Here is an 11,507-nt window from a genome sequence, read left to right as displayed (position 1 = left end):
CTCGTGGGCTCGGAGATGTGTATAAGAGACAGGTCCATGACTGGTGAGCGTAACAGGAACTGACAGATGTTCGCAGCACTCCGCAGTAACTCGGAACGTCGAAGTGTTCCGTCAGCGAGAGCCGTCAACGTGTCATCCTCAAACGGATTCGTTCCCGGTTCACCGACGACCATATAGAGATCGTTTTGCGAACGGACCATCGTCGCCGTTTGCTGACGATTTGCTTCCGTTCCTTCCGCATTGATCTTCGCCCACCAGTCGGTCATGATGATTCCGTCAAAGCCCCACTCATCGCGCAAAATACGTGTGTTCTGATCATATAAGCCGGCAGTCCAGATCCCATTGACGGCACCATACGTCGTCATGATCGAGTAGGCTTTCCCGTCCTTGACGGCCATCTCGAACCCTTTCAGGTACAACTCACGCAACGCCCGTTCTGATACGATTGAATCCAGATCGTGTCGGTGGAACTCTTGGTTGTTGGCACTGAAGTGTTTCAACGTTCCCGTCACACCAACCCGGTGCATCCCGTCGAGCTGTGCCACGGCCATTTTTCCAGTCAGATACGAATCTTCCGAGAAATACTCGAAGTTCCGTCCGTTGAGTGGATGACGGTGGAGGTTCATCCCGGGTCCAAGCAACGTATCAATCTCGTTTTTCCGTAACTCAAGACCTGTCATCTCAAATAAATCGGCAATCAACGTCGTATTAAACGTCGAGGCAAGCAACGTTCCATTCGGTAACGAGAAGGCTTTCGTTCCGATATCCATCCGGATCCCAGACGGACCATCCGCACAACAGCCTGCTGGAATGCCAAGTGCTTCGAGTTCTGTCGTCACGCCACCGAAGGCGCCCGCCGTTCCCGGTGTGACGCGCGGTGAGTTCATCCCTTCGCCCCGGACGATTGCTGCGAGATCCGCATCCGTCAATTGATCGAGAAACGTCTCGAGCGTGACCCGTCCTTCTTTGACGTCGCGTAACTTCCAACCGGCATCTTCCGTCTGCGTCCGTTCAACAGGACGCTCCTGTTGACGACGTTGTTCCGGATCGATTGTCCGTAGTGGTGTCGCTTCATACGTCACCGTATATCCCGTTTCGGTCGCTTGTGGTTTGATGCGTTCAAACGCCGTCACCGGTGCCATGTTCTCCGTTAAGACGTCCGTGACGTCAAGCGTCTCGACGGAATGGCTTGCGACTGGAACCGCCGACCGGACGTTCGTTCCGAGATACAACTGATACGTGCCGGGTTCGACGACATAAGACGACTTATGCCCGGTAACGCCACTATCGTCATAACTCGCAAACGAGGCGAACGGTACGACGAGTGTGAGAGATTCTTGCTCGCCTGGTGCGAGTTCTTTTGTCTTACCGAACGTAACGAGTTGACGCGTCGGGTTCCCGAGTTGTCCTTGTGGTTTCTCGAGATAACCTTGTACGACTTCCTTCCCGCTCGTCTGACCGGTATTCGTCACCGTCGCCGTCACCGTCCAAGCATCAGCTGACGTCGTCACGTCTGTCGTAAGGTCGAACGACGTATACGATAATCCATAACCGAACGGATACAAGACCGCTTCCGGTGCGAACGTCTCGAAATAACGGTACCCGACATAGATGTCTTCTTGATACAACGCGCGATCAGCATGACCGAAGTGTGGTGTTGACGGATAATCATCGAGTGAACGAACGATCGTATCCGGTAGTTTCCCTGACGGCGAGACACGTCCGAGCAAGAGATCACTCAGTCCAGTTCCGCCTTCCATTCCTCCTTGCCACGCGTAAAGAATGGCACTTGGCGCCGTCTCTTCGACCCAGCGCATATCGATGATATTCCCGACGTTCAAGACGACGACGGTTTGTTTGAAGTGTGTCGTCACGAGTCGGAGCATCTCCTGTTCCGTCTCCGTTAAAAAATAACTCCCTGGATCCGCTGTATTGTCGCGGTCTTCCCCAGCCGTACGACCAATCATGATCAAGGCAACATCGGAGTCAAGCGCTGCTTGCTGAACGAGTGTCGCGTCAAGCGGCATCTCTTCTTGCGACCACGGCTCGGCTGCCCAACCTTCACCTTGGTCAAACGGATGGTCTTCAAGCCAGTTTTCGTACGCCTTGAGGACGTCTGCATTCAGCGTTACGTCTTCGCGTAGCATGTCGAGCGGACTGACGACGTTCGTGACGTTGACCATCCCGCCTGATCCTGTGCCACTTTTATAGTAGTTGAACTGATTACGTCCGAAGACAGCGACCGTCGATGCGGGTTGCAACGGGAGCACACCATCATTTTGTAAGAGGACCGCCCCTTCCGCGACGGTTTGTCGTGCGAGTTTTGTATAGGCTTGCCAATCGAGCGTGTATGTCATGCGTCATCCACCTTTGTTAGTTAGTTTGAGAAAAAAGTCGTTTTAAGTCTTTCGCGATTTCGTCTAAGCTGTCTTCGGCTTGCGGATACAGACCGAGTTTATCAAGAAAGGCATGTTCCATCCCGCGGTACTGGAGATAACGAGTCTTGACGCCGGTGCGCGCCAGTTTTTTCGCATACGCTTCCCCTTCAAGACGTAAGTAATCAAACTCTCCTGTAATGACGAGTGCCTCTGGTAGATCATCGAGCGTCGCGAACAACGGTGAGATCCGTCGATCCGTCGAATCACTTGCTTGAACGTACCATTGCTCGAGGACACCTTCTTCATCTTGCAGCGACAAAATGATCCGTTCGAGTAACTGCGGTTCCGTTTGTCGGTCATACGCTTCAAGCGTCCAGTCATATTCCGAATTTGGATGTTCCCCAACGTTGACGACTGGATAATACAAGACTTGATAGCGGATATACGGTATCGGACGCTCGCGGTCGAGCAAACAACAGACCGTCGCTAAGTTCCCACCGGCACTATCACCGGCGACAGCGATTGCACCTGGATCAATCCCAAGTCGATCAGCGTGCTCGACTGCCCAATCGATCGCTGCATGACAATCCATAAGCCCTGTCGGAAACGGATGCTCGGGTGCCAATCGGTAGCCGACCGACAAGACGGCGACGTTCCCTTTATCGGCTAATGCCTTACATGGGTTCTCGACCGTCTCGAGCGTACCACCGAAAAAACCACCGCCATGGAAATAGACGACGAGCGGGAGCGGACGTGCCGCTTCCGGACGATACAGCCGTGCTTCGATCGTGGTACCGGGTCTTGGGATCGCGAGGACATCCGTTGAAATTTGCCGAGTCGTCACGTCTTCGTTGTCCCACCCCATGCCGGCACGTGCCAATTCGACTGGCGACGCTCCTTCTGGAATCGAGACCGATGGACGTTGCGTGAGAACAACCTCACGGACACGCGGATCGAGTGTTCCCGGAGTCGAGACGTCAGGAATTGGCTTATCGACGATTTCAAGACCGTCTTGATGGATGGATGAACGATTTCGTAACGTTCGTAGCAAATCTTGCATCGATACGGTAGACAAATGGATCGCTTCCTTTCTTGTCAAACGGTTATCGAAAGCGCTTTCGATAACCGTTAAAAAAATTTCGAATGCCTCTTTTTTAAAAAAGAGACCGCTTACATCACAATATACCTGTCTTTGACAGGAGAAGCAAATGTTTCACCTAAAAAAATCAGCGCAGTCGCCTGCGCTGATCCTCATCGTAATTGTTCTTGTGAAACGATCGTAAAACCATCGATGACCGTGTCTTCCTCGACCTCGATCAACAGGCAGCGTTTCCCTTGATAGTTGACTTGTTTGACATACTTCAAGTCTTGCGGACTGATCGCGATGTTCGCGACCTTCGTATTGATTTTAATCGATTTCGCTTCATAGTTCGGAACGATGTTACTCGCCTTCATCTCGTATGTCGGGTCGTCAACGACCGTCTTGAACGCCCGTTCGACCTGCTCCGTGCTGACGTCTTCGACACCACTTGCCTTGAGGACACGTTCGACTTCCTGAACGTCGAGCATTGGTACTTCTTCCTCATCTTGATCCTCTTCGACGACGATCAACTGGTTGATGTTTTCATAGACACCGGCTAACGTCTTCGTATCCATCGATTCACCAACGACCGATTTGACGATCTCCTCGAAGATCGCTTTATCCTCATCTGCCGTAACGATTGGTTGACCGTTCAAGACGTTTTCAAGGAAGCCGAAATCTGGTTTATTCGGTTTGCCCGCCGCATACAAGACATGATTGACGTCTGCTGCATTGTCGGTGAAGGTCGGGAAGAGGAATCCACCGATTGGCGACGCCAGTTTGATGACCGGATTGATGAATAAGTTCGACTTGAATTCCCGTTCGACGAAATCAAAGACGAGCGATTGTTTCGGTAACTCCGTTAAGTTCAGGCTACCGAGGATGAATGGTGTCGTATAGACGTCGTCATTCGGATCGATCTCCGTCTCATCCGCTTGGCGCTTCGTCGTTTTATAGTATTGTCCGCGAATGAACGTGACGACGAGGTCGTTCTCGTACTGGACGTCCTGGACCATCTTCAACGCCATCGTCTGCATCTGTTCGACCCAGTCCTCCGGCTCTTCCGCATACAGTCCTTCATAAAGAAGCTGCTGCGTATGACCCGTCTCCCCTTCTTCCGGATGCGTGAACTTGACCTCGAACAGCTTGACGTCGAGTTTTCCACCTAGTACTTTCTTGAAGTTCGCGAGGAACAGTTCCTGTTGCTCCGGATCAAGCAATGGAAATGGTCGGGCTTCCTCATGATAGATTTCGCTCGTCTCTTTTCGGATATAGACGTTGTAGATTTCATGGATTTTTAGTAAATCGGCATCCATCTTGAAGTGACGACGGATGTCGGCGATGTCTTTTTTATTCATGCATACCAGCTCCTCGAATCATTAAAATCCTGCTTCCTGAAAAGCGTACCATATGCGAGATGACCCGACATCTTTTAGAAAATCAATGCGCACGGAATGAATAGGCGCGTGTGACAGGATTAGCGATCTCATATTCATATTCTTGGTGGGCAGCGCGAGCTTGCGCGATGCAATTATCTAGTTCTTTTGTGTTGAAATAACGTTGCGCTTCCGTCAATGTGCCACTTACGACTAAAAATCCGCCGAACACGATCAACCATCCTCTAATTCGTTCGTTCATGATGTAGTCTCCTTTCTTCTCCACCTAAATCCTAACATCAGACCCTTCTATATAATGACAAAAGTTTAATTTTAATAACATTTACACGATATTCATTTTTTCCTAAATAAGTGATGCCATACTAAAAATTGTGAAGGGTGTCTTCACATCATCTCGTCTCATACATAGGAGGAATGACACGTGTTCAAAGCCATCAAGTCCATCGTCATCACTACGCTCGTCTGTCTGACCGCTTTCCAATTCGATACGACGTCTGTTTCCGCGTTACCATCGGGCATCTCATCGAAAGCGACGGCCCAGTCTCAACTCGATGCTTTAACGGTTAAAACAGAAGGCAGCATGACCGGTTATTCGCGTGATTTGTTTCCGCACTGGAGCAGTCAAGGAGGCGGCTGTGATACACGACAAGTCGTCTTAAAACGTGACGCCGATTCATATGTCGGATCGTGCCCTGTTACATCCGGTTCTTGGTATAGTTACTATGACGGACTGACATTCACGAACCCGTCTGACCTCGACATCGATCACGTCGTACCGCTTGCGGAAGCATGGCGCTCAGGAGCAAGCAGCTGGACGACGACGACACGTCAAGCATTCGCAAACGATTTGACAGGTCCGCAATTGATCGCTGTCTCTGCAAGCTCGAACCGTTCAAAAGGGGATCAGGATCCGTCGACATGGAAGCCGACACGATCAGGTGCGAGCTGCGCTTACTCGAAGATGTGGATCAATACGAAGAGCCGCTGGAACCTCAGCTTACAGTCGAGTGAAAAAACCGCCTTACAAACGATGTTGAACACATGTACATACTAAAAAGGAGTCGATTCGATGGAAACGAAAACCTCTACCTTTACCGCCACACATGGTGTCATGACGCAAGAAGTTGGTGTCATCAGCGGTGAACTCGAACTCCGGACGACCTGTCAGGAGGACGGGACGTTGGAACTAAAGATTGCTTATGTCGGAGCAATAGACGTCTATACGTTACCCGGCAGTTATCGTGTCCATGACGTCCGTGATCATGACGTCATTCATCAGATATTGGCGACAGTGTTGGAACGTTCTTAAAAAATAGAAATACACTATTCTCAACGTATTTCTGTTTATCTATGATTTATTTAATATAATTAATTAAAAGGTAGCCAAGACAAGTAACTACTGTCTTGACTACCTCTTATATTTTTTCGAAAATTTGTTATTAAGTAATTAAAAATCACAATAATCCATTTTATTTTAAAAAAAAGTTACTATTATTAAAAATCTTAGTTTTATATTTATTGTGATTCACTTTTTTTATATTTAATAGACTTGAGTATCCATTATTTTTTTAGTTATTACAGAATTAAAATCTTTTGGTAATAATGCGGCTTTACATACATAAGAACTAATAAGAAATGCAAACTTTGCTGACTGAGGGTACTTCTTAGCTAATTGATTAGACAACGAGTATTGTATAACGCCCTCATCCATAGACGAAAAAGCTAACTCTCTTAATAACAAGGGAACGTGTGATGTAGCATAAGGTTCTTCTAATAATTGACGAATAAGTTGTACAAAATTATCCCATTCTGGCAACTCAATTTCACTATCGTTCCCTTTCTGACTTGCTAATTGATAGAGCTTGTTCCAATAGTTAAATTGATCCATACCTCCCCATATCCATATTTTTAGTTCGCGAGATAAGTGTTCTTTTGTTTCTGGTAAAAGATATTGATTAAATATATCTAGTACAACTCTGTTTAGAGCGATAGAAAATAAAGCTATTAAATCTAATAACAAAGCCAGATGCTCCTTATTATCAGGATTCAATTCGCGGCGAATATCTCTAATGATGAATAATGTCTTTCGCAACTTAAGTTTACTATCATTTATATTCCAAAATTCATCTTTAACATATTTAATCGCATTATTAAGTGAAGGATATTTTTTATGTAATTCAAAAAAATTATCCCATATTTCTCCATTACATAAAGCACTATCTACATTTTTATAGTTAATACATGTTTTACTTACATATAATTCAAAATCATTTTCAGACATTAATGAAATATTCATATTTGAAGATAATTGCTTATGATCACGCTCAATTTCTTTAGTTAATAGAATTAAGCCTTTATCTGCCTTTAACAGTCCCATCAATCCACTGAGCCAAAAAGAACGAGAAATCGGTGATTGATTCCTTAATGTTTTACAATCTCCTATCATAAATGACATTTCCCCAAAATTCGTAGGTATCAAAGCAATTGTATCTAGGTCTGTTACAACCTTTCTTTTAACAGAGATACCTTCTGAAAAAAAAATTTCTGCTTCCATATGAGGAAACCATTCGTTAGCAACATAATATCTTATTAACTTCAACTTCAATCCTTTATCTTTAATTATTTGAAACGCCTCCTAAAAATAGGTTATCTACTTCTTCTTGATGCTCTTCAGAAAGTGATACTGTTTCTTTTTCTTTTAGTTTATTAGCGCTAATTAATGACTCAATATAAGTTTGACCTTGAGCAATTGCTAATCTAGCATCATCATCGATTTCTAACCCTTTGCCTTCTCCTAGTTCTATCAATTCTAAAGCTAATTTTACAGCTTCTCTATTCTCTTCAGTATCATTTAATACAAATTTCATCCAACCATTATATTGCTTAACTAATCTGCCTACTCGAAGTACTGTTAATTGTTTATACTGTTCAAGAGCTTCTGTACTTGCGCCTATCTCATTATCATTACTCAATTTTCTTAAAATTGCATATGGGCTTCTAATTGCATATTCCTTTGGTAAGTATTGTCCCTGTCTAACCGCTGAAACAAGTGCCATTGCCCTCTCATAAATTTCTCTTTTTGTAGCGCTTAATCTAGCTTCTCCTGGTTTTGGAGTAAATAAAAAATAATTTTCTCCAGAATGTGATGTTTTTATAGAAGGTGGTTTAATGACACTATCATGAGCTAAACTTTTTAACAAAGTAATTTCTTGGTCGGTAAGTTTGACTCCATTTATCTCTTTTCTAGTTTCAACTATGTGTAAAGGTATTCCTTGAGCTTGCTTGATTAGAGTTAAAATTTTTTGAACCGTTTTAGCTCCAGACTTTGCAACAAGATCAGAAAATAAGTCGGCATTTTCAGAGAAATACACTGGACTTAATAGAATATCCTTACCCCTACTTCTCTTATTAATAATATAGTTTCCCTGCTCTCCTATTGAAAGATTTCTTTGAACTAGACTCTTCTCAGCCCCTAATTCGTATATCCAAGAAGAATGGATTGGAGAATGTGTCAATTTTTTTAAAATTGTAATTGCAAGTTCCTCTGTTTCATTGACTTTTTTAGTACTTGCGAATTCTCCTACCTGGTCATATAAATCTTCATAAAATGGAACAGTAGGTACAATAGCTTTTATAGTCGATCCTTCTGAAATAATTTGGACAAATTCGATTTCAGCTAAGCTAAGGACTATATTTCTACAAATTAAAGTCGATATTCCCAAAAAATGAGAGGCTGCTAATTTTAAAGTCTCGTATGGTATGCGTGATAGACCTCTAATATGTAATGCTAGTTTTACCATTAGCCCAACTTCAGTAATAACCTCAAAATCTGGAACCTCTTTGTTTCCTAAACCTATCGTAATATCGTGACATCTCAAAGCAAATTCTTGTTTTTTTTCCATTAATTTAATCCCCCTGTAATATAGTTAACTTTATTGTATATTATACTTTAAAATACCAATAGTGTTACTTTTTTTATTAATTTTATCCATATTAGTATAAAATGAATTTAAAATTATAGAGGTGAGAAAAATAGAAAAAACAAATGAATTAATAGATGCAATAATATCTATTTTAATTGAAGAAAGTATAGAGGATTTGCCAAATATTTGCTTAAGATACGGTTTGGATATAGGGGATACATTAGAAGCATCAAAAAATAAAAATATCTATATAAAAAAGAGACTTGAGAGCAAAAATCAACTGTTTTTACTAGATCTTGCAAGGAGATTGTTAGATGATTATTATCTAAAGGCAGACTTTTTAAAAAATGTTTTATATAAAGTAACATATAATGGTCTTTACACTATTAGTGAATTAACCAGAAAAAATATTATGGATGCACTATATTCTAAGGGTAATATAGAAGGTAAATTAGAACTCACTGATTTTTTAAACAGAATCTGGAATTTAGAACAAATGAGTTCAACCGATCATCGATTTAATAATGCTTTAGGTGATATTTGGCAACACATGATAAATAATTCAGACTGGGATGAAGTTTTTCTCTATGAAGACTACTTAAAGTTACTCACATCTTCAGACCAAATATTTATTTCATTCTTAGAAACAGTTGTACATCCAATCGTTCGTAATCAATCTGAGATTGATGAGTATATTAAATTTTTAGATAGTCATTTAATTAAAGATGGATATCATTTTATTTCTTCAGACACTATTTCAGGATATACAATTTATAAAATAAAGAAAGTTGTAGATGGTGTTAAGGGTGCTGCAAAGAATCTTATCTTTGCAGCACTAGGTAAAAAACCTGATATTGTTATTAGTGATTCAATTAATAATGATATAAAAATAATAAATGATGAGTCAAATTGTCTTGTATACGATCGTCCTATAACAGATAAGTGCTTACTATGGTTAGACCTCGTTAAATGGTGGTCAGATAAAAATAATTATGTTGAAATAAATAAATGTATTGAGAGAGAACTATATTTAAGATTATTAAATTCATTAGATTCGCAACCAGAAAAGATATTTTTAAAAAGCTATTTTGCACTTTTTAAAAATAAAATAAAAGAAAATTTGCCTGCATTGATACCTCAAGTTTATTTACATTATGATCCATACACACAAAAACAGCGATTCGATACAAAAATATTACCTAGGCAACGAATGGACTTTTTATTACTCTTTTCAAATCATATACGGGTTGTAATTGAAATAGATGGTAAACAACATTATTCAAATGGAGATACATCAAGTCCTAGATTATATGCAGAAATGGTCCGTGCCGATAGAGCATTAAAACTTCAAGGATATGAAGTGTATAGATTTGGCGGATTTGAATTTATTAATGAAGAAACATCAATAAAATTAATAAAAGGTTTTTTTGAAGAACTCTTTAAGAAACACGAAATTGAGTATTGATTAAAAACTTAAGAAAAAATAACTATATATATTATTAGTTATTATACGGAGATTGGACTGACCCCTTAATGGTGGACACTTGATAAAAGACCACATTCGGGGTTTTTTTGTGTTTAAAGATATTGATATACTGTATCTATATAATTTATACAGGAGCACTATTAATGAACAAACGCACTTTTAATCCAGATTAAATCAGACAACTTAAAGCGAGTTTTCACGTAGCCTCGGTATCAGATTGTATGATTCAATACAAAAGAGAATTTAGCTGGTAAGCAATCGATACAAATCTTTGAGGAAAGCGGCTTTGACCTAGACATGATCGGTAAGCAAACGCCGAACGAAGCATTGAAACGGTGGCGGAAGACATATCATTTATGGAGAAGAAGGACTCTTGAATGAAAACGAGAGACGTGGAAAATCAAATCTTAGAGGTCGACCGAAAAAAGAGGATTTCGTCTAACGACAACTTGCGAGAGCTTAAGCACGAATCAAGTACCTCACAGCGGAGAATAAATTACTGCTCTCGAAAGAGAGGCGAAGTACCGAAACTAACGACATCTGAGCGCTATCAGGCAATCAATATTGTTTTACGAAAACAATCGTCGAGTCGGTTCGTGACGGATCTATGTATGCTCGCTGAAGTGAGCCATATTGGTTATTACACCTGGCTCGCCACGTACGGATATTGTTGAACGCGACTATGCGGACTATCACCTTCTAAAACGTATTCATGATTGTCATAAAGGGAAAATCGGCTATCGTGGTCTGTACATGGAGATGCTTGATCTTATCAGGGACCGATGAATCATAAATGTATTTTGCGTATCATGATAAAATTTGGAATCATGACGAAAATCCGTAGGCAGAATGCTTACCATAAAATCGCTGAAGCGACATATGAACATAAGACTATACCAAACCACTTGAACCATCGGTTCGATCAACAGGAGCCTGATAAGGTATTCGCCACATACATTACTTATCTCCATATTGAATCTGGTCAAACTGTTTATCTCTCTTGTGTGAAGGATATCGCTACACGTGAAGTTATAAGTTATGGCACATCATTTATCTACAAGCCTCCATATGGAACTCGTCCTTCATACAACAAATAAATTCGCAGAACGACTTCAAGGGAATATACACCCTGAAGCGATGATACATTCCAATCAAGGATTCCATTATACGCATCCTGCTTATCAAACACGAATCCGTGAGATGGGAATGCTTCAATCTATGTCTCGTAGAGGAAACTGCCTG

General features: G+C 41.9%; 9 protein-coding genes and 1 pseudogene. 4 read left to right on the top strand and 6 right to left on the bottom strand.

Features of this window, described 5'->3' with window-relative positions:
• The 4 genes from F8N00_RS11165 to F8N00_RS11150 all read right to left on the bottom strand — a co-directional run.
• On the bottom strand, nucleotides 1-2,357 hold a 2,357-nt coding region (locus tag F8N00_RS11165; protein WP_421018218.1), incomplete at its 3' end, for a glycoside hydrolase family 3 protein.
• A gap of 16 nt (nucleotides 2,358-2,373) precedes the next feature.
• Nucleotides 2,374-3,453, bottom strand: coding sequence for an alpha/beta hydrolase (locus F8N00_RS11160; RefSeq protein ID WP_421018217.1), 1,080 nt, complete (start codon nucleotides 3,451-3,453; stop codon nucleotides 2,374-2,376).
• 176 nt (nucleotides 3,454-3,629) lie between these two features.
• Nucleotides 3,630-4,817: a DUF4317 domain-containing protein gene (locus tag F8N00_RS11155; protein ID WP_035395462.1), complete on the bottom strand. Its 1,188-nt coding sequence runs from the start codon at nucleotides 4,815-4,817 to the stop codon at nucleotides 3,630-3,632.
• A gap of 82 nt (nucleotides 4,818-4,899) precedes the next feature.
• Complete coding sequence (locus F8N00_RS11150; protein ID WP_075642863.1) at nucleotides 4,900-5,097, bottom strand: hypothetical protein; 198 nt, start codon at nucleotides 5,095-5,097, stop codon at nucleotides 4,900-4,902.
• Nucleotides 5,098-5,289: 192 nt separating this feature from the next.
• On the opposite strand from F8N00_RS11150, the gene F8N00_RS11145 reads away from it, so the two are divergent.
• Nucleotides 5,290-5,910, top strand: a complete 621-nt coding sequence (locus F8N00_RS11145) for an HNH endonuclease family protein (protein WP_421018219.1) — start codon at nucleotides 5,290-5,292, stop codon at nucleotides 5,908-5,910.
• 15 nt (nucleotides 5,911-5,925) lie between these two features.
• Nucleotides 5,926-6,165: a hypothetical protein gene (locus tag F8N00_RS11140; protein ID WP_075642861.1), complete on the top strand. Its 240-nt coding sequence runs from the start codon at nucleotides 5,926-5,928 to the stop codon at nucleotides 6,163-6,165.
• A gap of 231 nt (nucleotides 6,166-6,396) precedes the next feature.
• Here F8N00_RS11140 and F8N00_RS11135 read toward each other — a convergent pair whose 3' ends face one another.
• Nucleotides 6,397-7,410 (bottom strand): hypothetical protein, encoded by a 1,014-nt coding sequence (locus tag F8N00_RS11135; RefSeq protein WP_143404474.1) that lies wholly within the window; start codon nucleotides 7,408-7,410, stop codon nucleotides 6,397-6,399.
• Nucleotides 7,411-7,471: 61 nt separating this feature from the next.
• The gene (locus F8N00_RS11130) at nucleotides 7,472-8,758 is read right to left on the bottom strand and encodes a hypothetical protein (protein ID WP_075642859.1); all 1,287 of its coding nucleotides are present in this window, start codon (nucleotides 8,756-8,758) and stop codon (nucleotides 7,472-7,474) included.
• Nucleotides 8,759-8,879: 121 nt separating this feature from the next.
• On the opposite strand from F8N00_RS11130, the gene F8N00_RS11125 reads away from it, so the two are divergent.
• Both F8N00_RS11125 and F8N00_RS11120 read left to right on the top strand, forming a co-directional pair.
• Complete coding sequence (locus tag F8N00_RS11125) at nucleotides 8,880-10,244, top strand: hypothetical protein (protein WP_421018216.1); 1,365 nt, start codon at nucleotides 8,880-8,882, stop codon at nucleotides 10,242-10,244.
• A gap of 1,059 nt (nucleotides 10,245-11,303) precedes the next feature.
• Nucleotides 11,304-11,507: pseudogene (locus F8N00_RS11120) on the top strand (IS3 family transposase); the annotation flags it as partial.

Source organism: Exiguobacterium sp. A1_3_1 (assembly GCF_048985645.1).
Classification (GTDB): domain Bacteria; phylum Bacillota; class Bacilli; order Exiguobacteriales; family Exiguobacteriaceae; genus Exiguobacterium_A; species Exiguobacterium_A indicum.
The sequence above is the reverse complement of the archived record's forward strand: the minus strand, read 5'-3'. Positions and strand labels throughout refer to the sequence as shown.

Excerpts from the sequence above, each read along its gene's own strand:
- F8N00_RS11155 (WP_035395462.1), bottom strand. The coding sequence starts at position 4,817 with ATGAATAAAAAAGACATCGCCGACATCCGTCGTCACTTCAAGATGGAT.
- F8N00_RS11150 (WP_075642863.1), bottom strand. The coding sequence starts at position 5,097 with ATGAACGAACGAATTAGAGGATGGTTGATCGTGTTCGGCGGATTTTTA.
- F8N00_RS11140 (WP_075642861.1), top strand. The coding sequence starts at position 5,926 with ATGGAAACGAAAACCTCTACCTTTACCGCCACACATGGTGTCATGACG.
- F8N00_RS11135 (WP_143404474.1), bottom strand. The coding sequence starts at position 7,410 with ATGGAAGCAGAAATTTTTTTTTCAGAAGGTATCTCTGTTAAAAGAAAG.
- F8N00_RS11130 (WP_075642859.1), bottom strand. The coding sequence starts at position 8,758 with ATGGAAAAAAAACAAGAATTTGCTTTGAGATGTCACGATATTACGATA.